The 25,235-nt window shown below is 72.6% G+C and carries 28 protein-coding genes and 1 tRNA gene; 18 read left to right on the forward strand and 11 right to left on the reverse strand.

Annotated elements, in window-relative coordinates; all coding sequences use genetic code 11:
• Positions 1–17 precede the first annotated feature (17 nt).
• Positions 18–422, forward strand: a complete 405-nt coding sequence (locus ABZ459_RS44815; protein WP_357984808.1) for a DUF3224 domain-containing protein — start codon at positions 18–20, stop codon at positions 420–422.
• Between the two features lie 29 nt (positions 423–451).
• Here the strand turns inward: ABZ459_RS44815 and ABZ459_RS44820 are convergent.
• A tRNA-Ala gene (locus ABZ459_RS44820) sits at positions 452–524 on the reverse strand.
• Positions 525–618: 94 nt separating this feature from the next.
• On the opposite strand from ABZ459_RS44820, the gene ABZ459_RS44825 reads away from it, so the two are divergent.
• The gene (locus ABZ459_RS44825; RefSeq protein ID WP_357984811.1) at positions 619–1,284 is read left to right on the forward strand and encodes a tRNA-dependent cyclodipeptide synthase; all 666 of its coding nucleotides are present in this window, start codon (positions 619–621) and stop codon (positions 1,282–1,284) included.
• Between the two features lie 16 nt (positions 1,285–1,300).
• On the opposite strand, the gene ABZ459_RS44830 is transcribed toward ABZ459_RS44825, so the two are convergent.
• A complete protein-coding gene (locus tag ABZ459_RS44830) occupies positions 1,301–2,644 on the reverse strand; it encodes a von Willebrand factor type A domain-containing protein (RefSeq protein ID WP_357984814.1) in 1,344 nt (447 codons plus the stop codon).
• Positions 2,645–3,028: 384 nt separating this feature from the next.
• Positions 3,029–4,048, reverse strand: coding sequence for a 3-oxoacyl-[acyl-carrier-protein] synthase III C-terminal domain-containing protein (locus ABZ459_RS44835; RefSeq protein WP_357984817.1), 1,020 nt, complete (start codon positions 4,046–4,048; stop codon positions 3,029–3,031).
• Between the two features lie 70 nt (positions 4,049–4,118).
• On the opposite strand from ABZ459_RS44835, the gene ABZ459_RS44840 reads away from it, so the two are divergent.
• A complete protein-coding gene (locus ABZ459_RS44840; RefSeq protein WP_357984819.1) occupies positions 4,119–5,156 on the forward strand; it encodes a helix-turn-helix domain-containing protein in 1,038 nt (345 codons plus the stop codon).
• Between the two features lies 1 nt (position 5,157).
• On the opposite strand, the gene ABZ459_RS44845 is transcribed toward ABZ459_RS44840, so the two are convergent.
• Complete coding sequence (locus tag ABZ459_RS44845; RefSeq protein ID WP_357984822.1) at positions 5,158–5,820, reverse strand: TetR/AcrR family transcriptional regulator; 663 nt, start codon at positions 5,818–5,820, stop codon at positions 5,158–5,160.
• A gap of 22 nt (positions 5,821–5,842) precedes the next feature.
• Here ABZ459_RS44845 and ABZ459_RS44850 point away from each other — a divergent pair, with 22 nt between their 5' ends.
• Positions 5,843–7,174: an MFS transporter gene (locus tag ABZ459_RS44850; RefSeq protein WP_357984825.1), complete on the forward strand. Its 1,332-nt coding sequence runs from the start codon at positions 5,843–5,845 to the stop codon at positions 7,172–7,174.
• Positions 7,171–7,578 (forward strand): hemerythrin domain-containing protein, encoded by a 408-nt coding sequence (locus tag ABZ459_RS44855; RefSeq protein ID WP_357984829.1) that lies wholly within the window; start codon positions 7,171–7,173, stop codon positions 7,576–7,578. The genes ABZ459_RS44850 and ABZ459_RS44855 overlap by 4 nt, the downstream gene beginning before the upstream one ends.
• 15 nt (positions 7,579–7,593) lie before the next feature.
• Here ABZ459_RS44855 and ABZ459_RS44860 read toward each other — a convergent pair whose 3' ends face one another.
• The 3 genes from ABZ459_RS44860 to ABZ459_RS44870 form a co-directional block, all read right to left on the reverse strand.
• Positions 7,594–8,457: a pyridoxamine 5'-phosphate oxidase family protein gene (locus tag ABZ459_RS44860; RefSeq protein WP_357984832.1), complete on the reverse strand. Its 864-nt coding sequence runs from the start codon at positions 8,455–8,457 to the stop codon at positions 7,594–7,596.
• Positions 8,458–8,901, reverse strand: coding sequence for a VOC family protein (locus ABZ459_RS44865; protein ID WP_357984835.1), 444 nt, complete (start codon positions 8,899–8,901; stop codon positions 8,458–8,460).
• An 88-nt stretch (positions 8,902–8,989) separates the two neighbouring features.
• Positions 8,990–9,565 (reverse strand): ABATE domain-containing protein, encoded by a 576-nt coding sequence (locus tag ABZ459_RS44870; RefSeq protein WP_357984838.1) that lies wholly within the window; start codon positions 9,563–9,565, stop codon positions 8,990–8,992.
• Positions 9,566–9,663: 98 nt separating this feature from the next.
• Here ABZ459_RS44870 and ABZ459_RS44875 point away from each other — a divergent pair, with 98 nt between their 5' ends.
• Together ABZ459_RS44875 and ABZ459_RS44880 are read left to right on the forward strand one after the other, a co-directional pair.
• Complete coding sequence (locus ABZ459_RS44875; protein WP_357984841.1) at positions 9,664–10,293, forward strand: TetR family transcriptional regulator; 630 nt, start codon at positions 9,664–9,666, stop codon at positions 10,291–10,293.
• Positions 10,290–11,771, forward strand: a complete 1,482-nt coding sequence (locus ABZ459_RS44880; RefSeq protein WP_357984844.1) for an FAD-dependent monooxygenase — start codon at positions 10,290–10,292, stop codon at positions 11,769–11,771. The genes ABZ459_RS44875 and ABZ459_RS44880 overlap by 4 nt, the downstream gene beginning before the upstream one ends.
• Here the strand turns inward: ABZ459_RS44880 and ABZ459_RS44885 are convergent.
• Positions 11,730–12,344, reverse strand: coding sequence for a TetR family transcriptional regulator C-terminal domain-containing protein (locus ABZ459_RS44885; protein WP_357984846.1), 615 nt, complete (start codon positions 12,342–12,344; stop codon positions 11,730–11,732). The two genes, ABZ459_RS44880 and ABZ459_RS44885, sit on opposite strands and share 42 nt — an antisense overlap.
• Before the next feature lie 38 nt (positions 12,345–12,382).
• Between ABZ459_RS44885 and ABZ459_RS44890 the strand changes: the two genes are divergently transcribed.
• Together ABZ459_RS44890 and ABZ459_RS44895 are read left to right on the forward strand one after the other, a co-directional pair.
• Positions 12,383–12,832 (forward strand): hypothetical protein, encoded by a 450-nt coding sequence (locus tag ABZ459_RS44890; RefSeq protein ID WP_357984848.1) that lies wholly within the window; start codon positions 12,383–12,385, stop codon positions 12,830–12,832.
• Positions 12,833–12,870: 38 nt separating this feature from the next.
• Positions 12,871–13,635, forward strand: a complete 765-nt coding sequence (locus ABZ459_RS44895; protein WP_352357888.1) for a class II aldolase/adducin family protein — start codon at positions 12,871–12,873, stop codon at positions 13,633–13,635.
• Between the two features lie 5 nt (positions 13,636–13,640).
• On the opposite strand, the gene ABZ459_RS44900 is transcribed toward ABZ459_RS44895, so the two are convergent.
• Positions 13,641–14,591, reverse strand: a complete 951-nt coding sequence (locus ABZ459_RS44900) for a DJ-1/PfpI family protein (RefSeq protein WP_357984851.1) — start codon at positions 14,589–14,591, stop codon at positions 13,641–13,643.
• Between the two features lie 71 nt (positions 14,592–14,662).
• Here ABZ459_RS44900 and ABZ459_RS44905 point away from each other — a divergent pair, with 71 nt between their 5' ends.
• Positions 14,663–15,931 carry an MFS transporter gene (locus ABZ459_RS44905; RefSeq protein ID WP_357984854.1) on the forward strand — a complete coding sequence of 423 codons (1,269 nt, stop codon included), beginning with the start codon at positions 14,663–14,665 and terminating at the stop codon, positions 15,929–15,931.
• A complete protein-coding gene (locus tag ABZ459_RS44910; RefSeq protein WP_357984857.1) occupies positions 15,931–16,596 on the forward strand; it encodes a peptidyl-tRNA hydrolase in 666 nt (221 codons plus the stop codon). The genes ABZ459_RS44905 and ABZ459_RS44910 overlap by 1 nt, the downstream gene beginning before the upstream one ends.
• Here ABZ459_RS44910 and ABZ459_RS44915 read toward each other — a convergent pair.
• Positions 16,586–17,551 carry a DUF3616 domain-containing protein gene (locus ABZ459_RS44915; RefSeq protein WP_357984860.1) on the reverse strand — a complete coding sequence of 322 codons (966 nt, stop codon included), beginning with the start codon at positions 17,549–17,551 and terminating at the stop codon, positions 16,586–16,588. The two genes, ABZ459_RS44910 and ABZ459_RS44915, sit on opposite strands and share 11 nt — an antisense overlap.
• A gap of 170 nt (positions 17,552–17,721) precedes the next feature.
• Here ABZ459_RS44915 and ABZ459_RS44920 point away from each other — a divergent pair, with 170 nt between their 5' ends.
• From ABZ459_RS44920 to ABZ459_RS44945, 6 genes are all read left to right on the forward strand, one after another.
• Positions 17,722–18,522: a hypothetical protein gene (locus ABZ459_RS44920; RefSeq protein WP_357984863.1), complete on the forward strand. Its 801-nt coding sequence runs from the start codon at positions 17,722–17,724 to the stop codon at positions 18,520–18,522.
• Between the two features lie 37 nt (positions 18,523–18,559).
• A complete protein-coding gene (gene ftsH / locus ABZ459_RS44925) occupies positions 18,560–20,479 on the forward strand; it encodes an ATP-dependent zinc metalloprotease FtsH (protein WP_357984867.1) in 1,920 nt (639 codons plus the stop codon).
• A 100-nt stretch (positions 20,480–20,579) separates the two neighbouring features.
• Entirely contained in the window at positions 20,580–21,170 is a 591-nt protein-coding gene (locus ABZ459_RS44930; protein WP_357984870.1) for a DUF937 domain-containing protein, read from the forward strand.
• Between the two features lie 28 nt (positions 21,171–21,198).
• Complete coding sequence (locus ABZ459_RS44935) at positions 21,199–21,780, forward strand: nucleoside triphosphate pyrophosphatase (protein ID WP_357984873.1); 582 nt, start codon at positions 21,199–21,201, stop codon at positions 21,778–21,780.
• A 10-nt stretch (positions 21,781–21,790) separates the two neighbouring features.
• The gene (locus ABZ459_RS44940; RefSeq protein WP_357984876.1) at positions 21,791–22,570 is read left to right on the forward strand and encodes an EI24 domain-containing protein; all 780 of its coding nucleotides are present in this window, start codon (positions 21,791–21,793) and stop codon (positions 22,568–22,570) included.
• Positions 22,571–22,742: 172 nt separating this feature from the next.
• The gene (locus ABZ459_RS44945) at positions 22,743–23,846 is read left to right on the forward strand and encodes a DUF4192 domain-containing protein (protein ID WP_357984879.1); all 1,104 of its coding nucleotides are present in this window, start codon (positions 22,743–22,745) and stop codon (positions 23,844–23,846) included.
• A gap of 44 nt (positions 23,847–23,890) precedes the next feature.
• Here the strand turns inward: ABZ459_RS44945 and ABZ459_RS44950 are convergent, their stop codons facing one another.
• On the reverse strand, positions 23,891–24,235 hold the full coding sequence (locus tag ABZ459_RS44950) for a hypothetical protein (RefSeq protein WP_352327808.1): 345 nt from the start codon (positions 24,233–24,235) through the stop codon (positions 23,891–23,893).
• 130 nt (positions 24,236–24,365) lie between these two features.
• Between ABZ459_RS44950 and ABZ459_RS44955 the strand changes: the two genes are divergently transcribed.
• Entirely contained in the window at positions 24,366–24,962 is a 597-nt protein-coding gene (locus tag ABZ459_RS44955) for a DUF1707 and DUF4870 domain-containing protein (RefSeq protein ID WP_357984882.1), read from the forward strand.
• Positions 24,963–25,235 lie beyond the last annotated feature (273 nt).

A 25,235-nucleotide genomic window follows, 5' to 3' on the forward strand; every position in this document is an offset into this window, starting at 1 on the left:
CCGGCAGGATGCCTCCCATGACCGCAAAGGGAACCTTCGACACCGCCGGCTGGGACGCCAAGCCGCCCTTCGACGACCGCGACGGCGTCGCGCTCGGCCTCGTCAGCATGACCAAGACCTTCCACGGCGACCTGACCGGGACGAGCGTCGTCCATCTGATGGTGGCCTCGACCCCGGTCGAGGACTCGCGCGTGTACGTGGCGCTGGAACGCATCGAGGGCACCCTGGAGGGCCGGAAGGGCGGCTTCGTCGTGGCGCACCACGCGACGAGCGACCGCGGAGGGCAGTCGCTGACCATCACGATCGTGCCCGACTCGGGCGTCGGCGAGCTGACCGGCATCACGGGACGGATGAACATCACCATCGCCCCGGACGGCTCGCACTCCTACACCCTGGACTACGAGCTGCGGGCGGAGAACTGACCCAGGCGGACGCCCGGGTGGATGAGGGGTGGAGCTATGGGGATTCGAACCCCAGACCTCCTCCATGCCATGGAGGCGCGCTACCAACTGCGCCATAGCCCCTTGCTGCGGTCACAAGTGTACAGGGCTTCGGGGCCCGCGACACACATGCGCGTACCAGGCATACGCTCGGTCAAATCTTGCTACTCTCCGTGCCATGTCCAGCGTGCAGGCCGTCCCGTTGACCCCGCGGTGCGCGAAGATCCTCGCCGCTCGTGAGCATGCCGTCGTCGAGGTCAGCGCGTTCAACGGGTTCTTCACCCTGCGGGCCATCCGCAGCCTGCTGGAGTGGGCCACCCGCACGTTCACCGGCGTGCACGTGCTCGTGCCGGGCGTCGAGCTGGCCGGCACGCTGGTGGCGCGCGGGCTCCCGTCCGGGGCGGCGCTGATCAAGGCGCGGTCGGCGGCCAACAACACGCGCAACCGGGTGATCCGGGTGCTCGAAGGCATGGGCGCGGCCAACGCCACCGTCTTCGACTGGAACGAGCTGGCCGGCAACCGCGCCTACCGGCGCTCCCGGCGGGAGCTGGAACGGCTGGCCGCGAAAGACGTCGCGTTCCGCGCGCGGTGCGTGGCGGCGGTGCTGCCGAGCGTCGGCGGGCAGGAGCTCACCCCCGAGCAGGCCGCGAACGCGCTGCCCTTCCTGCTGGCCGGGCTGCCGCTGGTGCTGAACAGCCCGGCGATCCTGCGCACGGGCTCGTCGGTGTTCTGCCATCCCGAGCCCATGCCGCTGGTGGGGGAGCTCTACGCGGGCACACTGCCCGTCTCGCGCTCGCCCCACCAGGGCTTCGTCGCCTCCCGGCCGGCCCCCGACCCCGCCTGAGCCGGCCCGGCTCCGGTCAGCCGACCGAGCGGGCCTTGTCGATCAGGGTGACCAGCTCGGCGACCATCGGGTCCTCCGAGGTCCGCGACAGGCGCTCGGCGTGCTCGCGCAGCGCCGGCAGGTCCAGGCCGAACGCCTTCCTGTCGCGCAGGTAGACCGCGAAGGCCGCGACCACCACGTCCACCTGCAGCCGGACCGGCGTACCGGTCCAGATCGAGGGGTTCAGCTCGTCGGCCCGCAGCGACTTGCCGGCCTCGGAGGCCGCCCGGGTGTCGGGGTCCTGCCAGCGCACGGTCGCCTGGGCGAGCTGGCCTCGCGCGCCCGGCTTGAGGTGGAGGGCGTACAGGGCCGTGACCGAGTGGCCGGGGCCGATCTCGCCGCCGTCGCGGCTGTCGTCACGGAACTCCTCGGCCGACATCGCGCGGTTCTCGTAGCCGATGAGCTGGTAGCTCTCCACGACCGAGGGGTTGAAGACGACCTGCGCCTTGGCGTCGCGGGCCCGTACCTCGATGTTGGCCGGGAGCCGGGTGGTGAAGACCTTCTCGGCCTCCTGCTCGGAGTCCACGTAGACGGCCATGCCGTCGCCGTTGTCGGCGAGCTGCTCCATCAGCTCGTCGCCGTAGTCGCGGCCGACGCCGACGGTGAGCAGCGTGACCTGCTTGCCCGCGTACTCCTTGACCTGCTCCACGATGGTCCGCCACTCGGTCTCGCCCTGGTTGGCCAGGCCGTCGGAGAGCAGGACGACCCGGTTCGTGGCGGCGGCCCGGAACGCCTGGGACGCCTCCCGGTACCCGGCCAGGACGCCGCTCTGCAGGTTCGTGCCGCCCTCGGTGGCCAGTTCGTCCACCGCGGCGTGGAGCTGGCTCCGGGCGGTGAGCGGCGTCATGGAGGCCAGCACCTCCGCCTCGTCGCTGAACGCCACGAGCGACACCTGGTCGCCGGGCGCGAGCTGGTCGAGCAGCTTGTGCAGGGCCGACTTGACCAGGTCGAGGCGGCCGGTCTCGGCCATCGAGCCGGAGACGTCGACCACGAACGTGAGGTTGGCCGGGCGGCGCGCGGCCGAGTCGGAGGCGCGGGTCTGCAGGCCCACGCGGAGCACGGCCTCGTCGCGGCCGGGCAGCCGCGCGCCGTCCACGTGCACGGCGAAGCCGTCGTCGGCGGGCTGCGCGTAGTCCTGCCCGAAGGCGTTGACCCACTCCTCGGGGCGGATCTCGGCGGGCGCGGGCCAGCGCCCTTCCTGGAGCGTACGGCGGGCGTAGCCGTACGAGGCGGTGTCCACGTCCAGGGCGAAGGTGGAGATCTGCGCCGTGGTCGTGTCCTGCTCGGTTTCCTGGGTGCCGGCCGGGGACGCGCTCGGCACGGGCTGACGCTGCGTGTCGGACAGGGGGGCCCGCGCGGCGCTGCCGCTCGACGATCCGCCGGAGCCGCCGCACGCGGCGAGTCCGAGAAGCGCGGCGAGCCCGACGCTGATGGCCAGGGGACGAATGGCTAAGGGGCGACATCTCATCGCAACCACCTCCGCGTCCTATGACGGAGATCGGCGCGGGAGCGGCCGGGCCGGAGACGCAAGCGAGCACAAACCGCGATCGTCACGTGATCAGTTGTGACAAATACGGATAAATGTGCTGGGCGGGGATGAGCGGCGCGGACGGTCGCGCGGGCCCGGAGGAGGCCGCCGTCGCCCCGTCGTTACCGGCCGTCGCCCGGTCGTTATCGACCTCGTCCGGCCGCGGCCCGGTCGCCGTCACCAGTGCAGCAGGAGCAGTTCGGCGGAGAAGCCGGGGCCCAGCGCCATCAGCACGGCGGGCAGCCCGGGGTGCCCGCGGGTCTCCTGGAGCACGTGGAGCACCGAGACCGACGACAGGTTCCCGTACGTCCGCAGCGACCGCCATGTCACGTCCAGGGCCCTGGGGTCGAGGTCGAGGCTCTGCACGATCTTGTCGATGACCTTGGGCCCGCCGGGGTGGCAGATCCACGTCGGCACCTGGTCGGGGGTCAGGCCGTAGTCGGCCAGGAAGGCCCTGATGTCGTCGGCCAGCACCTGGTCCACGAAGTGGGTGAGATCGGCGTCGAGCACGATGTGGAAGCCGTGGTCGCCCACCTCCCATCCCATCAGGTGCTCGGTGTCGGGGTAGAGCCTGCTGCGGGTGGCGACCACCTCGGGGCCCCGGCCGCGCCCGGTGGCCACGACGGCCGCCGCGCCGTCCCCGAACAGGCCGCTGGCGATCATGTTGGCGATCGAGGAGTCGTCGCGCTGGATGGTCAGCGAGCACAGCTCCACGCAGACCAGCACGGCGGCGTGGTCGGGCCAGCCGCGCAAGTAGTCGTGCAGGCGCGACAGGCCCGAGGCCCCGGCCGCGCAGCCCAGGCCGAACACCGGCACCCGCTTGACGTCGCCGCGCAGCCCGAGGCGCTGGGCGAGTTTGGCGTCCAGCGAGGGCGTGGCCAGGCCCGTGGTCGAGCAGAACAGCAGGTGGTCGATCTTCTCCGGCGGCACGTCGGCCTTTTCGAGGGCGCCTCTGACGGCCTGTTCGCCCAGGTCGAGGGCGACCTCGACGTACATGGCGTTGGCGCGGGCGAAAGAGTCGAGCTTGGTGTAGCCGTCCAGCGGGAGTGCGAGGTTGCGGCCCACGACGCCGGTGGCCGCGTGGAAGTGCCGCAGCAACTCCTCGTCGCAGTCCGTCAGACGGGAGAACGCTTCGGTGATCTCCGCCTGCTCGTAGCGGTGATCGGGGAAAACGGTCTCTACCCCCGAAATATGCATATATCACTCCTGCCGCAGGGAGCGGAGCGCTAACCTGCTCGCGCCGGATATGGGCGGTTAATATGCGGATGTGCCGCTTCCGACCTCCGGCCGACCGCCCTCCACCCACGCCGCCCCGCTTCCGGCCCCCGTCCGGCTGCCGCTTCCGGTTCCCGCCCGGCTGCCCACGGTCGCCGTGCTGGCCTTCGACGGGATGGCGCCGTTCGAGCTGGGGTGCGTCGTGGAGTTCTTCGGGCTGCCCCGGCCCGAGCTGGACGTGCCCTGGTACGACCTCAAGGTGTGCGCCGAGACCGCCGAGCCGCTGCGCGTGGTCGGCGGGTTCACCATGCAGGCCGCGCACGGGCTCGACGTCCTGGCCGGGGCCGGGACGGTCATCGTGCCCGGCGTGGCCGACGTCCGGGGCGAGGTCTCGGGCGAGCTGGTCGAGGCGCTGCGCCTGGCCCACGGCCGGGGCGCCCGGATGGTGTCGATCTGCTCCGGCGCGTTCGCGCTGGCCGCCGCCGGTCTCCTGGACGGCCGCGAGGCCACCACCCACTGGAGGTACGCCGACCTGCTCCAGCGACGCTTCCCCGCCGTCCGCGTCAACCCCTCGGTCCTGTACGTGGACGGCGGCGACGTGCTGACCAGCGCGGGCAGCGCGGCCGGCCTCGACCTGCTCGTCCACCTGGTACGCACCGACCACGGGCCGAACGTGGCCAACGCCGTCGCCCGCCGCCTGGTCGTCCCGCCGCACCGGGAGGGCGGTCAGGCCCAGTTCATCGAGGCCGCCGTCACACCCGTGGCCGACGACGGCGGCGTGGCCAGGGCCATGGGGTGGGTGCTCGAGCACCTGGCCGAGCCGATCGGCGTGGCGGACCTGGCCGCGGTGGCGCACATGTCGCAACGCTCGTTCATCAGGCACTTCAAACGGCAGACGGGGACCAGCCCACTGCGGTGGGTGATCTCGCAGCGGGTGGCGGCGAGCCTGCCGATGCTGGAGTCGACGGCGGCGCCGGTGGAGGAGATCGGGGCGGCGGTCGGGTTCGAGAGCCCGGCGACGTTCCGGCACCACTTCACGCGCGCCATGCGCACCTCGCCCTCCGCCTACCGCCGCACCTTCGGCGCCTGACTCAACCCGTTGCCGGGTGGCCGGGGCGGGGGAGCAGGCCGTCCACCAGGGTGCGCAGCCCCAGCTCGTAGGTGTCCTCGGCGGTGAGCTCGGCCCAGCGGCCGCCCAGTTCGGCCAGGCGGGGCAGGGCGGCCGGGTCGAGACCGGCGAAGACCTGGTCGCGGTAGGTCGGCCCGCCCTCCTCGCGCCTGCGCCCGGCAGCCGCGCGGATGGCGATCTCGCCCGCCGTGTAGTGCCAGATGATCCGGTAGAGGTGTACGGCGCGCTCGGCCGTCAGGCCCGCGTCGAGGGCCGCGTCGATGATCTTCTCCGGGTACCACAGCGCGCCTACCGCGAGCAGGTCGTCGGCGCGCAGCACGTCCACCGCCCACGGGCAGCCGGCCACCCCGTCGCGCATGGCCAGGGCCACGACGACCACGCGTTCGCGCGGGTCGGCGGGCAGGTCGGGGCGCGGCAGCCCGGCCGCGTACTCGTCGAGCAGGAGCAGCAGGAGCTCCTCCTTGTCGCGGACGTGGTGGTAGAGCGCCATCGGCGTGCTGCCGACCTCCTTGGCCAGCCTGCGCATGGTCAGCCCGCCGACTCCGTCGGCCTCGATGACCCGGTGCGCCGCTGCCACGATGTCCGCCCGCGAGATCCGGGGCGGCCTTCCAGTGCGTGCGGGCATGCCGTCATGTTACTTTCTATACATGTATAAAAAGGCATCTCCCTGGACGGCGGTGGTGGTCCTGGCGTTCGCCGTCGCCGTCGGGTCACTCCAGATGACCGTCGTCGTGCCGATGCTCCCGCTGCTCCAGAGGCAGCTCGGCGCGTCACCCACCTCCGTCTCCTGGACGCTCACCGCCGGCCTGCTGTCCGGCGCGGTCGCGATCCCGCTGCTGTCCCGGCTCGGCGACATGTACGGCCGCCGCGCCGTCGCCCTGTCCGCGCTCGCCCTGCTCGTGGCCGGTGCGGCGGTCGCCGCCCTGTCCGGCACGCTCGGCGCGGTGATCGCGGGACGGGTGCTCCAGGGCGTGTCCGCCGCGCTGCTCCCGCTGGCCATGGGGCTGGCCAGGCAGGCGGTCCCCGCCCACCGGCTGGCCACGGCGATCGGCGTGCTGAGCGCCACCATCGGCGTGGGCAGCGGCGGCGGCATGATCCTGGCCGGGCTGGTCGGCGGCGACCACCGGGCCATGTTCTGGATCCTGGCGGCGCTGGGCGCGCTGAGCTTCGTCCTGGTGGCGGCCCTGGTGCGGGAGGCCGTGCCGGCCGGGCCCGCGGGGCGTCCCGACCTGGTGGGGGCCGTGCTGGTCGCCGGCTGGCTGGTCTGCCTGCTGCTCGCGATCAGCAAGGGCGGCGCCTGGGGCTGGACGTCGCCGCCGACGTGGGGGCTGCTCGCGGGGGCGGTGGTGCTCGCGGTGGCGTGGGTGGCCACGGCCCGGCGCACCGCCTCGCCGCTGATCGAGATCCCCATGCTGCTGCACCGGGGCACGGTCGGGGCCACGGTGGCCTCGTTCCTCATCGGGTTCGCGCTGTTCGGGGCGATCACCACGCTGTCGGCGGTCGCCCAGGGCGCCCTCGGGGCCTCGGTGCTGCAGGTGGGGCTGTACCTGCTGCCCACCACGGTGCTGATGCTCGCCGTCTCAATGCTGGCCGGGCCGCTGATGCGGCGCTTCCCGGCCGCGGCGCTGGTCTCCGGCGGCTCCGCGCTGGTCACCGCCGCCGCGGTGTGGCTGATGGTCTTCCGCGACACCGCCGCCGACCTGTACGGGGCCGCCGCCGTCCTCGGCCTCGGCGTGGGCCTGGTCTACGCGGCGCTCGGCACGATGGCCGTCGAGCACGTCGAACCGGCCAAGACCGCGGCGGCCGGCGGCGTGAACGCGCTGGTCAGAGTCGTGGGCAGCAGCCTGGCCGGAGCCGTCGGCGCGGCCGTGTCGGCCGCCGGGGGAGCCGGCTGGAGCTTCGGCGTCGCCGCCGGGGCCGCCCTGCTGGCCGCCGTGTTCGCGGCCGTCCACCGGGCGAGGGCGGTGGTGTGGGCATGAGCGCGGAACAGCGCCTGATCGCGTGGGGCGACGAGCTGGTGAAGCTGCACGACGGCTTCCGGCGGGAGCTGGCACGCCTGCGGGCCGGTGGCGAGGGGTTCGACCTGCGTACGCACTGCCTGGCCTTCTGCGACGCCCTGCACGCCCACCACGAGGGCGAGGACGCGGTCCTGTTCCCGCACCTGGCCGCCGAGCGCCCCGAGCTGGCCGGCGTCCTGGCCCGGCTGGGCGCCGAGCACCGCGTGGTGGCCCGGCTGGTCGCCCGCGTCCGCGACCTGGCCGGCACGGACGCGGGCGACGAGCTCGACCGGCTGGCCGCCGAGCTGGAGGCCCACCTGGACTACGAGGAGGAACAGCTCGTCCCGCTGCTGAACGGCATGACCTCGATGCCCGAGAACCTGTGAGCCCGCCGCCCGTCGTCAGCGGGTGACGGGCGGGTTGAAGCGGTGGTGTTCCGGCGGCGTCCAGCCCGCCCCGACCGTGCCGGCCACCTCCGTGTACGCGGTCAGCCCGAACCGCACCGACCGTTGCTCCGCGGCCCAGTCCACCTCCGCCCGCCCGGTCAGGTGGAGGGTCCGGCCACTGTCCCAGTCGACGAACAGCAGCCCGGCGGCCGGGTCGAGCTCCAGGTTGCCGAGCGTCATGTACATCGAGTTGCCGACGTAGTCCGGGAACTCCAGCGACCCGGGCCCGGTCACCCGGACGAACCCCGGGTTGCCGCCGCGATGGGAGACGTCGGCCCCCAGGCCCGCGGCGCGGGTGGCGATGAAGAACGTGTCGGCCCGCTCGATCCACTCGACGTGGCCCGGCGCGAGCCGCGCCCCGCCGCCGACGACCTCCGGGACGCCGGGGGCGGCGGTGGGCTCGCGGGCCTGGATGTACTTGGGGCAGTTGGAGTACACCTGCTCCGTCCAGATCACCAGGCCGCCGCCGGCCTGCACGGCGGTGCCGTTCACGCGCATCCGGCGCCGGGTGTGCGGCTCGATGGCCAGCAGCCCGATGTCGCGTTCCGCCGTGAACAGGCCCCGCAGCGGCGCCGCGGGCAGGGCGCGGACGGTGATCGTGCGATCGTCGTCGGCGTCGGCGAACCCCGGCGGCCCGGTCAGCACGTCGGCCCACACCTGCCCGAGGTCGTCGGCCGCGCCCGCGACCAGCAGGTGCTGCGCACCCAGGAACGCGGCGGCCACCTCGGGGATCTCGGGACGGGTGCGCGAGCTGCCGAACGCGCCCGGCGTCCGCACCCCGGCGCGGGCCTGGACGGCGATCTCCCCTGGATGTCTCATTTAGAAGAATCCGCAGGTGGGAGCGCCGGCGGTGGGAGCGGGACGGTCGCCGGCGGCGCCGGGGGCGGAGATCTCCAGCCGGATGCCGTCGGGGTCCTCGAAGAACACGCCGCCGGAGGAGGCGCCCTCGCCGTGGGGGACCACGCCGTCGTGGTGCAGCTTCGCGCCGATCTCCCTGATGACCTGCTCGGCCCTGCGCACCGCGTCGAGGTCCTCGACCTGGAAGGACAGGTGGTGCAGGCCGGGCAGGGCGGTGGGGAAGCGGCCCTCGCTCTGCTGCCAGAGCGTGACCACGAGCTTGCCGTCCTGGGCGAGGAGGGCGTAGCGGCGGCCGTCCTCGGCGGACTCGCTGGCGACGGTGAAGCCGAAGACGCGGCCGTAGAACTCCTTCGACCTGTCGAGGTCGGTGACATTGAGCCCGACGTGCCCGGTCCGGAACGACATACGACTCTCCTCGTCTAACGGTTGCACGACCGAGTGGCCGTTAGAAATCAATATAACGGCAAAAGTCGGTCGTTGGCGTTAGAAGGGGTTATTTCTTGTGCTCCCGGTAGTGCCGCGCCGCCCGTGCGCGGTTGCCGCACGCCGGCGAGCACCATTCCTGGCGCGGGTGCTCCTTGACGAAATAGAGCACGCAGCGCGGCGCCCCGCAGGTGCGGAGCAGGACGTGCTCGGGGCCGGCCAGGAACTCCATGGCCGCGACGGCGAGCCGCCCCCGCAGGCGCGTGGACGGGTTCGCCTTGACCGCGGGGACCATGGTCAGCGCCGGCTCGCCGGTCCACGACAGGTGCGGGGCCGTGGGGGCGGCCAGGGCGGTCGCGTTGACGAGGGCCAGCGACTCGGCGAAACCGGGCAGCGTGGCCGCGTCCGCGACGCTCGGCGGCTCCGGCGCGATCGCCCTGGCCAGCAGCGCCCTGACGGCCTGGCGCAGGCGTACGGTCTGCTCGCGCAGCTCCTCCGTGGCGGTGAAGTCGGGCGGCAGGCCCAGGTCGGCCGCGTGCTCGCGGAGCCATCCGGTCATCGCGGCGGCGTCGCCGAGCCGGTCGACGGGCCCGTGGCGGTCGGCCCTGACCGTGCCGGCGAACTCCATGGTCAGCGTGGTGGACATGGCTCCAATCTAACGCCTGCTCCACGGCGCCCCCGTTAGGTAAAAAATTGCTTATCCAGAAAGATTGCGCGATCAGCAAAAGTGCGTAATCTGAAAGGGTGACCGGATTGAGGGAACGGAAGAAGCAGGCGACCCGCGAGGCGCTGATGGACGCGGCGCTCGGGCTCGCTCTGGAGCGCGGGCTGGAGAACGTCCGGGTGGAGGACGTCGCTGAGCGGGTCGGCGTGTCGCCACGCACGTTCAACAACTACTTCTCCAGCAAGTACGAGGCCCTGGCCGCCCGCCACACCGACCGCGTCCGGCGGACGGTGGCCGTGCTGCGCGCCCGCCCGGCGGCCGAGCCGCTGTGGGAGGCGCTGATCGCGGCCGTCGCCGAGCCCTGGGAACAGGCCATGACCAGCCCGGGGCCGCCCGACGCCGACCGGCTGGCCCTCACCAGGCTGCTGGCCGAGGAGCCCGCGCTGCGCGCCGAGGCGCTGAAGGCCCAGTTCGCGGCCGACGGCGAGCTGGCCGCGGCGGTGGCCGAGCGCACGGGTACCGATCCGGACGAAGACCTCTACCCGCACCTGGTGGCGGCCACCGTGAGCGCCGCCGTGCAGGTGGCCGTGGGCCACTGGCTGCGCTCCGACCCGCCCGTCCCGCTGGTGCCGGTGCTGCGCGAGGCGCTGCACCGCCTGGCCGCGGGACTGCCGTCCCCCCACCCCCGAACCGAAGGAGAGACCTCATGAACTCGGCGGACTCCACGATCGCGGACGTCGTCATCGCCGGCGCCGGTCCCAACGGCCTGATGCTGGCCTGCGAGCTCGGCCTGGCCGGGATCCGGTCCGTCGTGCTCGAACGCCTGCCCGCCCGCAGCGGCCGGCCCAAGGCCAACGGCATCATCGGCCAGGTCGTCGGCCTGCTGCACCAGCGCGGGCTCGCCGCGGCGCCCGTGCCCGTGCCCGCGTTCGTCTTCGGCGCCATGCCGCTCGACCTGGCCGGGCTCGACGGCAACCCGCTGCGCGCGCTCCCCGTCCGGCAGCCGGAGCTGGAGGAGCTGTTCGAGCGGCGGGCCGCCGAGCTGGGCGTGGAGATCCGGCGCGGCCACGAGCTGACCGGCTTCGAGCAGGACGCCGAGGGCGTCACGCTCGCGGTGACGGGCCCCGAAGGCCCCGGCGAGCTGCGTACGCGCTATCTGGTGGGCTGCGACGGGGCCCACAGCCTGGTCAGGAAGCGGGCCGGCATCGGCTTCCCGGGGGTGAGCGCGCCCGACGTGGTCAGCCGCACGGCCCACGTCACCGTGCCGGGGGCGGACGTGCGGCCCGGCACGGCCGAGATGGAGGTGCCCGGCCACGGCACGTTCGTGCTCTACACCTGGCACCGGACCGAGCGCGGCGCGTACGCGATGCTCCCCACCGGGCCGGGCGAGCTCTCGGTCACCGCGATGGAGTGGGGCGGCGAGACCCCCGGCGACGACGTGCCGATGACGATCGGCGAGCTGCGCGCGAGCCTGGCCCGCGTGCTCGGGGCCGACCTGCCGCTCGCCCCGCCCACCGGCGAGGGCCCCCATCTGCTGCGGCGTCTGAACGGCCGCGAGACCCGGGTGGCCGACCGCTACCGGGCCGGCCGTGTCTTCGTGGCCGGCGACGCCGCCCACGTGCACTCGGCCATGGGCGCCCCCGGGCTCAACCTCGGCCTCCAGGACGCCGCCAACCTGGCCTGGAAGCTGGCCGCCGAGCTCCAGGGCTGGGCGCCCGAGGGGCTGCTGGACACCTACGACGCCGAGCGCAGGCCCGCCGCCGAGCGGGTGGCCGTGCACTCCAGCGCCCAGCTCGCCCTGGCCGCGCCCGGCCCCGACGTGACCGCCCTGCGCACGCTGTTCGCCGAGCTGCTGGGCGACGACGCCAACCGGCGGCGCGTCGCGGCGCTCATGGCGGGCTCCGACCTGCCCTACCCGACGCCCGGCGGCGGGCATCCCCTCGCCGGCCGGTTCCTGGCCGACCTGCCCGCGGAGCCCGCCTTGCGGGCCCGGCCGCTGCTGCTCGACCGCACCGGCGAGCTGCGCGTGCGCCACGAGCGGGTCGAGACGGTCACCGTGCCGTCGTGCCCGGCCGAGGCCGTACTGGTACGCCCCGACGGCTACGTGGCCTGGGCGGGCACGCCGGACGAGACGCTGACGCAGGCGCTAGAGACCTGGTTCGGCAAGGGTGTCGAGGTGGCGGCGTAGACAGCGGCGCATCAGGCCGGGCGTCATCCGCTCGGGGTGCAGCACGCCCTCGACCGTGAGCCCGTCGATCAGCGCGCACAGCCGTTCGGTCTCCACCTCGACGTCGGCGCCCAGGCGGCCGTGCGCGGCGATGCCCTCGATGATCCGGCCGACCAGGCGGCGCATGCCGTCGTAGGCCTCGCGGGCCAGCGGCCGCAGCTCCGGCCGGGTGCGCGCGGCCGTCGTGAAGGCCAGCCAGACCGCCGCCTCCTCCAGCCGCGGCTCGTCCAGGGGCAGCAGCTCCGACAACATCTGCTCCACCAGCTCGGTCCGCTCCGCGCCGTTCTGTGCGGCGAGCAGCGGGCCGACGCGTTCCTCCAGGCGGGCGCCGACCCGCTCGATCGAGGCGCGCATCGCGAAGGTCATCAGCTCGGTGTGCCCGGCGAAGTAGTGGCGGACCGAGCCGATGGCGAGCCCGGCCTCCTCCGCCACGTTCCGCAGCGACGCCTGCTCGAACCCGGCGCGGCGCACGACCCGGAACACGGCGTCGGCCACCTCGTCGCGGCGGGCCTCGGGATCCACGACTTTCGGCATGTTGTCCTTTATAGCACGGCCCTGCTAATTTATTTAGCATGGACGTGCTACTAATCGCCGCGCTCGTCGTCTATGCCGTGGCCCGGCGCATGATCGGCCAGCCGCTCGTCGCCAAGGACGTGTACGCGCCGCCGGTCATCCTCATCGGCATCGGCCTCCACGGCCTGCTCGACTTGCGCCCCACCGCGCTCGACATCACGTGGCTGGCGGTCACCGCCCTGATCGGCGTCGCCTTCGGCGCCCTGCGTGCCGCCACCACGCAGGTCTTTCCCAAGGACGGCGTGCTCTGGCAGCGCTACACCTGGCGGACGCTGGTCGTGTGGGCCGTGACGTTCGCGATCAGCTTCGGCGTGGGCGCGCTGGCGCTGGCCACCGGCATGCACGAGGAGGTGCGCTCGATCCCGCTGTCGATCGGCGTCGGCCTGCTCGGCGAGGCCCTGGTGATCCTGGCCAGGTCGCGGACGGCGGGCGCGCCGTTCAAGCGTTAGTCTGCGGTCAGAACAACATTCTGTGCACGAGGAGAGCCATGCCGGACAACCTCATCTTCCGCCTGCCGCCGACGTTCGAGACGATCGAGGAGGAGCGGCGGCACCGCAAGGAACGGCTCGCGGCGGCGCTGCGCATCTTCGGCAGGTTCGGCTTCGAGGAGGGCGTGGCCGGGCACATCACCGCCCGCGACCCCGAGCTGAGCGACCACTTCTGGGTCAATCCGTTCGGCATGTCGTTCAAGCACGTCAGGGTCAGCGACCTCATCCTGGTCAACCACGAGGGCCAGGTCGTCGAGGGCCGCTACCACGTCAACGAGGCCGCCTTCGCCATCCACTCCCAGGTCCACCAGGCCCGTCCCGACGTCGTCGCGGCCGCCCACAGCCACTCGATCCACGGCCGCGCCCTGTCGGCGCTCGGCCAGACCATCGAGCCCATCACCCAGGACGCCTGCGCCTTCTACCAGGACAACGCGCTGTTCGACGACTACACGGGCGTCGTGACCGACCTGGAGGAGGGCAAGCGCATCGCCGCGACCCTGGGTGGCAACAAGGCCCTCGTGCTGCGCAACCACGGCCTGCTGACCGTCGGCGACACGGTCGACGCGGCCGCCTGGTGGTTCATCACCATGGAACGCTCGGCGCAGGTGCAGCTCCTGGCCAAGGCCGCCGGGCAGGTCGTGCCCATCGAGCCCGACAACGCCGCGCTCACCCACCAGCAGATCGGCAACGACCTGGTCGGCTGGATCAACTACCAGCCGCTGCACGACCAGATCGTGCGCGAGCAGCCCGACCTGTTCGAGTAGGGCTCTCAGGAGCTGCGGAAGGTGTGCCGGTAGGTCAGCGGCGCGACGCCGACGGCCGCGTGCAGGTGCTGCCGGAGCGAGACCGCCGTGCCGAAGCCGGAGCGCCTGGCCACCTCCTCCACGCCGAGGTCGGTGGTCTCCAGCAGGCGCCTGGCATGGCGGACGCGGTGGCCGGACAGCCACTTGGCCGGGCTCATCCCGGTCTCCTCGCGAAAGCGCCTGGTGAAGGTGCGCACGCTCATCCTGGCGTGGGCGGCCAGCACGGCGAGGTCGAGCGGGGCGTCCAGGTGGGCCAGCATCCAGTCGCGGGTCGCGGCGGTGCCGCCGGCGCCGTCGTGCGGCAGGGGGCGCTCGATGTACTGCGCCTGGCCGCCGTCCCGCCAGGGCGGCATCACGCAGCGGCGGGCGGTCCGGTTGGCCACCTCGGTGCCGTGGTCGCGCTTGATCACGTACAGGCACAGGTCGAGGCCCGCCGCCACCCCGGCCGAGGTCAGCACGTCGCCGTCGTCCACGAAGAGCACGTCGGGGTCCAGCTTGACCTGGGGGAACAGGGCGGCGAACCGGGCCGCCTCGCGCCAGTGCGTGGTGGCCGGACGGCCGTCCAGCAGGCCCGCCGCGGCCAGCACGAACGCGCCCGTGCAGATCGACATGACCCGCGGCCGGTCCTGCAGGGCCGCCCGCAGGCCGGCGGTGATCGTGCCGTCCTTCATCGCCCGGCCCGCGTGGATGCCGGGCACCAGCACCGTGTCGGCCGTGTCGAGCACGTCGAGGTCGTGGTCGGGCAGCACGGTGTAGCCGGCCGTGCAGCGGACCGGCTCGCGGTCGGGGGAGCAGGTCACGACCTCGTAGAGCTTCTCGCCGTCCGGCGTCTCGGCCGACTCGAAAACCTGGCCGGGCACGCCGAGGTCGAGCGGGGCGAAGTGGTTCAGCACGACGACCGCGACACGATGGGCCATGGCCCGATTCTTGCACATATTGGCTTTCGGGCCACTCACGCCGTCAAAAGGCCATGAATCAGGATTGGCGCATGACGTTGAGCACCACCCCCGCCCCCACGCGGACCCGCAGGATCCACCGAGCGTGGTGGGTCGCGGCCGTGGCCTTCGTGGCCATCCTCGGCGCGGCGGGCTTCCGCGCCACCCCCGGCGTGCTGATCACCCCGCTGCACGACGAGTTCGGCTGGAGCACGGGCACGATCTCGCTGGCCGTGTCGATCAACCTGGTGCTCTACGGGCTGACCGCGCCCTTCGCCGCCGCGCTGATGGACCGCTTCGGCATGCGCCGCGTGGTGTCGCTGGCCCTGCTGCTGGTCGCGGTGGGCAGCGGGCTCACCGTGATCATGACGGCGAGCTGGCACCTGCTGCTGTTCTGGGGCGTGTTCATCGGGCTCGGAACCGGGTCGATGGCGCTGGTGTTCGCCGCCACGGTGACCGACCGCTGGTTCGTCCGGCACCGGGGGCTGGTCACCGGCATCCTGACCGCGGCGGGCGCGACGGGGCAGCTCATCTTCCTGCCCGTGCTGGCCTGGCTCGCCGAGGGGCCGGGCTGGCGGGTGGCCTCCCTGACGGTGGCGGGCGCCGCGCTCGCGGTGGTGCCGTTCGTCTGGTGGTTGCTGCGCGACCACCCCGAGGAGGTGGGCACGACGGCGCTCGGCGCCGAGGCGGGCGCCGTACGGACCGGGCCGGCCGGCGGGAACGCGGCGGCGCGGGCGCTGACGGTGCTGCGCTCGGCCGCGCGCACGCGGCCCTTCTGGTTCCTCGCCGGCGGCTTCGCGATCTGCGGCATGAGCACGAACGGCCTGGTCGGCACGCACTTCATCCCCGCCGCGCACGACCATGGCATGGCCGAGCCGGTCGCCGCCGGCCTGCTCGCGATCATCGGGATCTTCGACATCGCCGGGACGGTCGCCTCCGGCTGGCTCAGCGACAAGGTCAACCCCAAGCTGCTGCTCGGCGTGTACTACGGCCTGCGCGGCCTGTCGCTGATGTTGCTGCCCGGCCTCTTCGCGGCCACCACCGAGCCCAGCATGCTGATCTTCATCGTGTTCTACGGCCTGGACTGGGTGGCCACCGTGCCCCCGACCGTCGCCCTGTGCCGCCAGATCTACGGCCAGGACGGCGCGGTCGTGTTCGGCTGGGTGTTCGCCTCGCACCAGGTGGGCGCCGCCGTCGCCGCCGTGGGCGCCGGCCTGACCCGCGACCACCTCGGCGCCTACGACCTGGCCTGGTACGCCGCCGGCGCCCTCTGCCTGCTGGCCGCGGGAATGTCCCTGGCCATCCGGCATGCTAGACGGTGATGAACGAGACCGAACTGATGGTCCTCCCCCTCGTGGTCAGGATCGAGAGGGCCGCTCCCCCCGAGCGCACCGACGCGCTGGAGGCCGCCGCCATGGCCGTGCTGAGCCTCTTGGACGACCCGGGGGAGTGGGCCGCCGAGCTGCACGCCTGGCAGTCCACCGGCAAGATCCGCAAGGTGGTGCGCCGCGCCAGGGGCGCCGAGTGGCGCAGGGCCGCCGCGCTCCCCGGCCGCACGGTCGAGCACCGCACGGCGGAGGTGCGGGTGCACCCCCCCGTCCCGCTCGACGCCTGGCCCAAGGACCTGGCCCGGCTCCAGGTGGGCGGCACCGAGCTGAACGACACCGCCGAGCCCGGCGATCCGCCTGGCCCGCCGGTCCTGTGGGAGAACCCGAGGCTGACCATGTCGGCGGGCAAGGCCATGGCCCAGGCCGGGCACGCCGCGCAGCTCGCCTGGTGGGCCAGCGACGAGGCCGAGCGGGCCGCCTGGCGGGCGGACGGCCTGGCGGTCTCCGTGCGCGCCGCGCCCGGCAGGGACGACTTCGACGCCAAGGTCGCCGCCGGGCTGCCCGTGGTGCGCGACGCCGGGTTCACCGAGATCGAGCCGGGTTCGTGCACGTTCGTCGCCGAGGCGCCCTGGCTGCTCGGGCGGGTCGCTAGATCGTGAAGACGTCGGCCAGCACGCCGCCCGCCGGGGTGATCCGGGCGGGCGACGGGCTGTCGTAGACGACCATGAGCCGGCCGTCGGGCAGCACGGCCAGCCCCTCCGGATGGTCGTCGCCGACGCCGTAGGGCAGCTCCAGGACCGTCTCCAGGTCGTGCGCGGGCACGAGCCCGCCGCCCTGCCGCTCCCGCCAGCGCACGACCCGCACCGGGCCGTCCAGGCTCATGGTGGGGCCGGTGAGCAGCAGCAGGTCGCCGCCGTGCGGGCACATGTCCCGCACGCCCAGCCCGCCGAGGTCCAGGAAGTGCTTGCGGTACGGCCCGTCGAGCCGTAACCGGCCGCCGCCGTCGTCGACCGGACGGATCTCCAGCACCACCGCCCAGCCGCGCAGCACCGGCCCGCGCAGCCCCAGGTAGACCCGCTCGCCCACGACCGCGATGCCCTCGATGTCGAGCCCGTTGTCCTTGCCCGGCAGCGCCAGGAACGGCGCCAGATGGCGGTCGCCGGCCAGCATGGCGGCGACGTTGCGCTCGCCGGACAGGATCGCGCCCGGCAGCGGACGCTCCCCGGTCCCGTCCAGCGGCAGCCGGACCAGGATGAACCGGTTCTCCTCGCGGACGACCGTGCCCAGCCTCCTGATCGACTTCTCCGGCGAGCCCGGCTTGGCCTTGCGGCGCTTGAGGCTGTGCGAGCCGACCGCCCACAGATGGCCGTCGGCCCTGGCCAGGCCCTCGATGTCGGCCTCGTCGAAGCGTCCGGCGGGCAGGTCCACGTAGTCGGCCAGGTAGAAGGAGCGCTCGTCGCCGAAGTGGTCGCCGGTCCAGGTGAGCCGCTCGACGGTGGCGGTCTCGTCGCCGGCCACCCACAGGCCCGACGGCTCCCACCTGACCGCCGAGAGATTCGTGTGCGTCTGGGCGAACCGGGAGTCCTCGCCGAACCGCAGTTCCACCTGTTCCACCTCGCCATGATTGCACTTCGGTCGCTTCACACACGCAATGGCGGGATATGTCGTACGCTCCCGTCGTGCTCCATGGGGAAGATGAGACCGAGGGTTCACGAGTGAGAACCACAGACCGCCCTGCGAACCCTGTTTCACCGCCCAGGCGCTCCCGCATCGGCGATGTCCGGATGCGGTCGATATATCGGGGGCTCGCCGTCGTGGCGGCCGTGGCGGTCGCCGCCACGGTGATCGTCCTGGCGCTCCCGTCCGGGCCGGACGAGGTCGTGGCGGGGCCGGTAACCGCGCCGCCGGCCGCACCCGCCTCGTCCGCACCCGCCTCATCCGCTCCGGCCCCCACGCCGTCGGCCACCCTCACGCCGACGTCGCCCCCCACGCCGACGTCCGCCCTCACGGCGACCCCGGCCCCGTCGCCGGGCGCCTCGCTCGCGCCCGGCTACACCGCCATGCAGGCCCTGTACGCCGACCCGCGGGTGCCCCGCCTGACCGGCCGGGTCAAGCGGATGGCCCTGCCCCGGCCGGCCGGGCGCCTGGTGAAGGACAGGCGCACCGGCCTGGCCGTGCCCCGGCTGGGCAAGCCGTGGAAGGCGCACGGCGCGGCGCCGTTCACCAGCAAGCAGGTGCTGCCGGCGGTGCGCGGCGGCAAGCTGCGCGGCATGCTCGTGACCTGCCCGCTGCCGATCATGGAGCAGCGGTCGCCGCGCGACACGGCGCTGCTGGCCGCCCGTTGGACGCTCAACCACCACCCCAAGGGCTCCAAGATCAGTTGGCTCGCCTCACAACGTGTCAAAACCGGATGGATGCTCGTATACCGCGTCAAATACGGCAAACATTCCTCCCGAGCGGCCGTCGTGGTGATGGACGGGGGAATGAGCAAGCCGGGACTTGCGTTCGTCACAGTGCCTGACTCGCAGAGAAAGCGTTGGCGTGATATTGGCCGCGTGGTCTCAGGAGTGCGTGTTCTAGGCTAGAAAGATCATGTATGCGGCGATGTGGGGGAGTGACGCCGTGGAACGCTCTGGACCGCCGCAGGCACCGAACAAGGGCAAGGTCAAGCCGCCCTGGCGCTCGGAAGGCCTGCCCGGTTCGCCAGGCGGGCGGCCGAAGATCAACTGGTGGCGCTTCGTCGTCACCCTGCTCGTGGTGTACGCGGGCTTCTTCGTCGTCTCCTCGCTGGTCGACAACAACTCGGTCGAGACGATCTCCTACACCGAGTTCACCAAGCAGGTCGATGCGAAGAACGTCAAGGACATCTACGCCCAGGGGCTGTCGGTCGAGGGCGACCTGAGGAGCGCGGCCAAGAACCCCGAGAGCAACGAGTCCTACACCAAGTTCCAGACCGAGATCCCCGCCTTCGCCAACACCGACCAGCTCGACCAGCAGCTCAAGTCGGCCCAGGTGGAGACCACGTCCAAGCCGCTGACCCGCGGCTTCTTCTCCAACCTGCTGCTGTCGCTGCTGCCCGTGCTGCTGCTGGCCGGCCTGTGGATCTGGATCATGCGCCGCGGCGCCAGCATGATGGGCGGCGGCCTGAGCGGGCTCGGCAAGTCCAAGGCCGCCAAGCCGGTCGAGGCCGGCAAGGTGCGCGTCACGTTCGACGACGTCGCCGGCATCGACGAGGTGGAGAACGAGCTCGTCGAGGTCGTCGACTACCTGAAGGACCCCGGCAAGTACCGCAGGCTGGGCGCCAAGCTGCCCAAGGGCGTGCTGCTCGCCGGCCCTCCCGGCACCGGCAAGACGCTGCTGGCCAGGGCCGTGGCGGGCGAGGCCAAGGTGCCGTACTTCTCGGCCAGCGCCTCCGAGTTCATCGAGATGATCGTCGGCGTGGGCGCCTCGCGCGTCCGCGACCTGTTCGAGGAGGCCCGCAAGGTCGCGCCCTCGATCGTGTTCATCGACGAGATCGACGCCATCGGACGGGCCCGCGGCGGCGCGGGCGGCATCGGCGGCCACGACGAGCGCGAGCAGACGCTGAACCAGATCCTCACCGAGATGGACGGCTTCTCCGGCGCCGAGGGCGTGATCGTCATCGGGGCCACCAACCGGCCCGAGATCCTCGACCCGGCGCTGCTGCGTCCCGGGCGCTTCGACCGTACAGTGCAGGTGGGCCTGCCCGACGCGGCCGGACGCACGGCCATCCTGGAGGTCCACTCGCGCGGCGTGCCGCTCGACGGCGGGGTCAGCCTCGACCGCATCGCCAAGACCACCCCCGGCATGACCGGCGCCGACCTGGCCAACCTGGTCAACGAGGCCGCACTCCTCGCCGCCAAGCGCGGCAAGGAGAAGGTCGACATGTCCGACTTCGCGGACGCGCTGGAGAAGCTCCAGCTCGGCGCGGCCCGCAGCATCGTGATGCCGGAGGAGGAGCGCACCCGCACCGCCTTCCACGAGGCCGGGCACGCCCTGCTCGGCATGCTCCAGCCCGGCGCCGACCCGGTCAGGAAGATCTCGATCATCCCACGCGGCCGGGCGCTCGGCGTCACGCTGTCCACCCCCGACACCGACCGCTACGCCTACGACGAGCCGTACCTGCGCGGGCGCATCACCGGCGCGCTCGGCGGCATGGCGGCCGAGCAGGTCGTCTACGGCATCATCACCACCGGCGCCGAGAACGACCTCGAACAGGTCACCATGATCGCGCGCGGCATGGTGGGCCGCTGGGGCATGTCGGAGAAGATCGGCCCGCTGACCATCCTGCCCAACGACGGCTCCTCGCCGCAGGCGTCGCCGGCCACGCTGGCCACCGTCGACGAGGAGGCGCGGCGCATCGTGGACGAGTGCTACGAGCGCGCCGTCCAGGTGCTCACCGAGAACCGCGAACGGCTCGACGGCATCGTGGCGGCCCTGCTCGAACACGAGACGCTCGACGAGGCGAGCGCGTACGCCGCCGCCGGCCTGGCCAGCGGCAGCAAGCAGCCCGCCCTCGACTGAGCCCCGACAGACCCGCCTTTTTCCGAGACTTAGGGGAACCCCGGCCTTGCCTCGATCACGGCCGGGGAACGTCTCCCGCGACTCGGATCGGGGGACTGCCTTGACACTGAATGACGAGCTCCTCGCCCAGCTCGGCGACTCAGGCGTAGACCAGATCGCCGGCATGCTCGGCACCGACACGGCCACGGCGCGCAAGGTCGTCGAGGCCGTGTCCGGCACCGTGATCGGCGGCATGGCCCGCAACGCCGAGCACCCCGACGGCGCCGAGGCCCTGCGCGGCGCCCTCGACGACCACGTCGACGCCGACCCCTTCAACGGTGACGTGGCCTCGCTGACCCGCGACGGCCACAGCATCCTCGGCCACGTCCTCGGCGGCCAGGGCACCGAACGGGCCGCGGCCGGGCTCTCCCAACTGGCCGGCGTCAGCTCCGGCACCATCATGAGGCTGCTCCCGCTCGTCGCCCCCATGGTCATGTCCCTCCTGGCCGGCCGCGCCGCGAAGGCCAACATGGACGCCTCCGCCCTGGCCGCCGACCTGCGCGAGGAACACGCCTCGCTGCCCGGCGGCCTCGGCCACCTGCTCGACGGCCTGCTGAGCGGCATCTTCGGCGGCACCGTCCCGGCCCAGAGCGGCCCGTACGACCCGGCCGACCGGCAGCCCGCGAGGGGCACCCCCAACCACGACTGGTGACCGCGCGGGCCTTCGGTAAGCTGGGACGGTGATCGTTCTGGCCTCTGCCTCGCCCACCCGCCTCACCGTGCTGCGCAACGCCGGCCTCGACCCCAAGGTCATCGTCTCCGGGGTCGACGAGGACGCCTTCTCCGCGCACTCGCCGGCGGCGCTCAGCCTCGTCCTGGCCAGGGCCAAGGCGGAGGCGGTCGCGAGCGGGCTGGAGGAGGGCCTGGTCATCGGCTGCGACTCGATCCTCGAGCTCGACGGCCGCCCCTACGGCAAGCCCGGCACGCCCGAGGAGGCCGTCGAGCGCTGGCGGATCATGCGCGGCCGCACCGGCCGCCTGGTGACCGGCCACTGCGTGATCGACGTGCCGGCGGGCCGGCAGGCGGCGCAGGTGGCCTCCACCGTGGTGCGCTTCGGCCAGCCGTCGGAGGAGGAGATCGCCGCCTACGTCGCCACCGGCGAGCCGCTCGGCCTGGCCGGCGGGTTCAGCATCGAGGGGCGCGGCGGCTGGTTCGTCGAGGGCATCGAGGGCGACCACGGCAACGTGCTCGGGGTGTCCCTGCCGCTGCTGCGCGAGCTGTTCGACGAACTGGGTTACGCGATCACGTCGTTCTGGCGCTAGCCTGCCGGGCATGCGATCTCTGCGCGACTTCGCCGCCGGCGTCGGCTTCTTCTTCCAGGGTCTCGGCTGGGTGTCGCGGCACGGCCGGTGGTGGCTGTTCGGGCTGATCCCGACGGTGATCGCGTTCGCCGTCTACGTGGCGGCGCTGATCCTGCTCGGCACCCACGCGCGCGACCTGGCCGAGTTCTTCACCCCGTTCGCCGACTCGTGGAGCTGGGCCGACCTGTTCCGCACGCTGGTGGGCATCGCGCTGTTCCTCGGCGGGCTGGCGCTGGCGGTGCTGACGTTCGCGGCGCTGACGCTGGCGATCGGCGAGCCGTTCTACGAACGCCTCTCGGCCGAGGCCGACCCGCTGCCCGGCGCGGTGGAGCAGCCGTGGTGGCGTACGCTCCCCCGCTCGATCAGGGACAGCCTGGTCACCCTGTTCTACGTGCTGCTGTTCACCGTGCCGCTGTTCTTCCTGGGGTTCGTGCCGGTGATCGGCCAGACGGTGGTGCCCGTGGTCGGGGCCTTCATCTCGGGGTTCTTCCTGACGGTCGAGCTGACCACGCTGGCCCTCGAACGCCGGGGTGTGGCCAGGAAGGAACGCTTCGCGCTGCTGCGCCGGAACATGGCGACCACGCTGGGGTTCGGGGTGGTGGGGTTCCTGCTGTTCCTGGTGCCGTTCGTGGCGGTGGTGGCCATGCCGGCCGCGGTGGCCGGCGCCGCCCTCCTCGTACGCGCTCGCATCGCCCCCACCCCACCGCTGGACCCCACCTCCAGCCCCACCCACCTGACCCCACCAGCCTGATCCCCACCCGCGTGGTGCCGCCCGCCTGACCTCCACCCGCGGCCCCGCCCCTGACCTGCCGGTCTGTTTCACCCCCGCGGTCGTCCACAGGGGTGGGCGTCGGGGCGCTCGTTGTCCACAGAACCGCGCTCGGGCGTTTTCGGTACGTGCCTTCCCGGCACCCTTGACGCTCATGACGACCAACGCCCCGGCCCCCTGCCTCACCCTGACCAGCCCGGCCGACATCCTGGCCGCCGTCCCCTACCTGGTCGGCTTCCACCCCCACGACAGCCTGGTCGTGATCGGCCTCCACCGCGGCCAGGCCAAGGTGGCCGCGAGGTGGGACCTCCCGTTCCCCCGGGGCACCCTCGACCCCCTCACCGGCCTCCTCTCCCGTGAAGGCGTCACCGAGCTGGTCATCGTCGGCTACGGCAGCGGCGACACGGTCACGCCCGCCGTCGACGGGGCCAGGCTGCTGGCCGCCGCGTCGGAGATCCGCGTGGGCGAGGCGCTCCGCGCCCACGAAGGCCGCTACTGGTCCTACGTCTGCGACCTGCCCCGCTGCTGTCCGCCCGAAGGCACCCCGTACGACCCGACCACCAGCCAGATCGCCGCCGAGGCCACGGTGCGGGGCCTGGTCGCCCTCCCCGACCGCCGCAGTCTCGAACGCACGATCGCCCCCGCCACCGGCCCGGTCCGCCTGGCGATGCGCCAGGCCACCGCCACCGCCGTAGCCGAGGTGCGAGCCCGCCTGACGGTCGCCCCCGACCTGGACACCTTCGCCCGCGGCTACGTCGCCGAGGCGCTCGCCGAAGTCCGCGCGACGCTGACCGCCCACGCCGGCGGCGTCCGCCTCGACGACATCGCAGCCGCCCGGCTGGGCCTGGCCCTGACCGTGATCAGAGTCCGCGACGAAGCCTGGACCATGATGCGCGAGGCCCACCTGCCCCTGTGGAAAGACCTCACCCGCCGCCTGGAGCCCCGCTTCGTCCCGCCGGCCGCTTCCCTGCTGGCCATGGCGGCCTGGCGCGCGGGCGACAACATCCTGGCCACCATCGCCCTCGAACGCGCCCTCACCACCGACCCCCACTACTCGATGGCCAATCTCCTGATGCACGCCCTGCAGAGCATGCTCTCACCCGCCGTCGTCCGAGACCGCCTGCCCACCCCCGCCGAGCTCGACACCGCCATGGGCCCGGCCAACGGCGGCTGGCTGATCCCCATGCTCGGCCTGCTCGACGACGCCCCGTCGCCGCCGGGGCCCGACCGGCACCCGAAGGCGGGTGGGAGCGCATGAAGAAAGGGTGCCGGTGGCCTCCACCAGCACCCTTCCCGCCAGAACTACAGGCTGCCTTCTTCGCGGCGCCGGCGCTCGTTGTACGCCCGCATCCGAGGGGGATAGCCCGTCAGCTGCACGTCGTACACCGGTAACGCCAGATCTCGGGCCACCTTGTGGATCACCGCGGGCGACCCGACCCTGCGCCTGGTCCACTCGCCGTCGTCGGCCACCGCCACAGCGGTCGTGTCGGTGGCGAAGGTCTCAGGCTCGACGTAGAACTCGACGCCACGCCGCGAACGTGCGAAGGCGATGAGCGCTTCGATGTCGGCATCGGTCGCCTCGCGGTCGAACCGCGCGATCTTCTGCCCGCGCAGCCGACGGATACCGTAGCGGTCTCGCCATCTCATGGATCCTTTTTATACCGTCCGGAGCGCCGGTGTCGGGGATGATCTCGGGGACAGCTCGGGGTTTCTCCCGATGGCACGTCCGGCTCCGAGGACGCAGTATGAAAGTTGACTGCCGATTCCAAGGAGAGGCATGACCATCATGGCTGGGGTACCCAAGACCCCCGGGCCGGGACAGGTGCCGCCAGCTCATCTGCGCGTCACCCACCAGGACCGAGAGCACGTCGTCGAGCACGTCAAGGCCGCCTACGCGGAGGGCCGGTTCGACAAGCTGGAGTTCGACGACCGGCTGGAACGTGCGATGACCGCGCGTACCCACGGCGACCTGTTGCCCATCATGAACGAGCTGTACGGGGCGATGGCGGTGCCCAGATTCGCGCCGCCAATGCCTCGGCCGGTCCGTCCGGAACGGGCTTCGGAGAGCAACGAACGCGTCCAGGCCGCCTTCGGCCACCTGCTGATGGCCATCGGGATCCCGGTGGTGGGCCCGTTGATCCTGCTGCTCACGGCGGCCAAGACCTCTCCGTACCTGCGGCGGCAGGCGCTGGAGGCCCTGAACTTCCAGCTCACCGTGGTGGGGGCCACCTGCATCCTGCCGCTCACCGTCATCGGCATCGTGCTGCTGCCGGTGATCTGGGTCGGCGCCGTCGTCCTGGGCATCGTCGGTGGCATCTCGGCCCTGGCGGAGAGCAGCTTCCGCTACCCGCTGACGGTCCGGCTGGTCAAGTAACGCCTCCCGGCAGCACGCGGGGGAGCCGGCTCTCGGCGCAACTGCGGCGTGCGCATGGGCTGGGTAAGTGCGACGCCCGGCTGGAGCCACCGAACGGACGCACGGACTGCAGATGCGGGGTGCCTCGCGGATAGCGGATGTCGGGGGATATCCGGGAGGCTGGATCGGGACCTCCGAGGGTTGCGTCCACGGGAGTGGTGTACGAGTTTGACCTGGTCACAAGCGTGGCGGCCGTGAAATGAAGACGGCCATCGCGTGATCCTTCGAGTAGCA

This window comes from Nonomuraea sp. NPDC005692 (genome assembly GCF_040631115.1).
Lineage (GTDB): Bacteria > Actinomycetota > Actinomycetes > Streptosporangiales > Streptosporangiaceae > Nonomuraea.

Coding starts and splice junctions, on each gene's coding strand:
- ABZ459_RS44920 (WP_357984863.1), top strand. CDS start 17,722: ATGCGGTCGATATATCGGGGGCTCGCCGTCGTGGCGGCCGTGGCGGTC.
- ABZ459_RS44890 (WP_357984848.1), top strand. CDS start 12,383: ATGGACGTGCTACTAATCGCCGCGCTCGTCGTCTATGCCGTGGCCCGG.
- ABZ459_RS44845 (WP_357984822.1), bottom strand. CDS start 5,820: ATGCCCGCACGCACTGGAAGGCCGCCCCGGATCTCGCGGGCGGACATC.
- ABZ459_RS44945 (WP_357984879.1), top strand. CDS start 22,743: ATGACGACCAACGCCCCGGCCCCCTGCCTCACCCTGACCAGCCCGGCC.
- ABZ459_RS44895 (WP_352357888.1), top strand. CDS start 12,871: ATGCCGGACAACCTCATCTTCCGCCTGCCGCCGACGTTCGAGACGATC.
- ABZ459_RS44825 (WP_357984811.1), top strand. CDS start 619: ATGTCCAGCGTGCAGGCCGTCCCGTTGACCCCGCGGTGCGCGAAGATC.
- ABZ459_RS44855 (WP_357984829.1), top strand. CDS start 7,171: ATGAGCGCGGAACAGCGCCTGATCGCGTGGGGCGACGAGCTGGTGAAG.
- ABZ459_RS44880 (WP_357984844.1), top strand. CDS start 10,290: ATGAACTCGGCGGACTCCACGATCGCGGACGTCGTCATCGCCGGCGCC.
- ABZ459_RS44850 (WP_357984825.1), top strand. CDS start 5,843: ATGTATAAAAAGGCATCTCCCTGGACGGCGGTGGTGGTCCTGGCGTTC.
- ABZ459_RS44940 (WP_357984876.1), top strand. CDS start 21,791: ATGCGATCTCTGCGCGACTTCGCCGCCGGCGTCGGCTTCTTCTTCCAG.
- ABZ459_RS44905 (WP_357984854.1), top strand. CDS start 14,663: ATGACGTTGAGCACCACCCCCGCCCCCACGCGGACCCGCAGGATCCAC.
- ABZ459_RS44900 (WP_357984851.1), bottom strand. CDS start 14,591: ATGGCCCATCGTGTCGCGGTCGTCGTGCTGAACCACTTCGCCCCGCTC.
- ABZ459_RS44835 (WP_357984817.1), bottom strand. CDS start 4,048: ATGCATATTTCGGGGGTAGAGACCGTTTTCCCCGATCACCGCTACGAG.
- ABZ459_RS44870 (WP_357984838.1), bottom strand. CDS start 9,565: ATGTCCACCACGCTGACCATGGAGTTCGCCGGCACGGTCAGGGCCGAC.
- ABZ459_RS44885 (WP_357984846.1), bottom strand. CDS start 12,344: ATGCCGAAAGTCGTGGATCCCGAGGCCCGCCGCGACGAGGTGGCCGAC.
- ABZ459_RS44860 (WP_357984832.1), bottom strand. CDS start 8,457: ATGAGACATCCAGGGGAGATCGCCGTCCAGGCCCGCGCCGGGGTGCGG.
- ABZ459_RS44955 (WP_357984882.1), top strand. CDS start 24,366: ATGACCATCATGGCTGGGGTACCCAAGACCCCCGGGCCGGGACAGGTG.
- ABZ459_RS44815 (WP_357984808.1), top strand. CDS start 18: ATGACCGCAAAGGGAACCTTCGACACCGCCGGCTGGGACGCCAAGCCG.
- ABZ459_RS44950 (WP_352327808.1), bottom strand. CDS start 24,235: ATGAGATGGCGAGACCGCTACGGTATCCGTCGGCTGCGCGGGCAGAAG.
- ABZ459_RS44910 (WP_357984857.1), top strand. CDS start 15,931: ATGAACGAGACCGAACTGATGGTCCTCCCCCTCGTGGTCAGGATCGAG.
- ABZ459_RS44865 (WP_357984835.1), bottom strand. CDS start 8,901: ATGTCGTTCCGGACCGGGCACGTCGGGCTCAATGTCACCGACCTCGAC.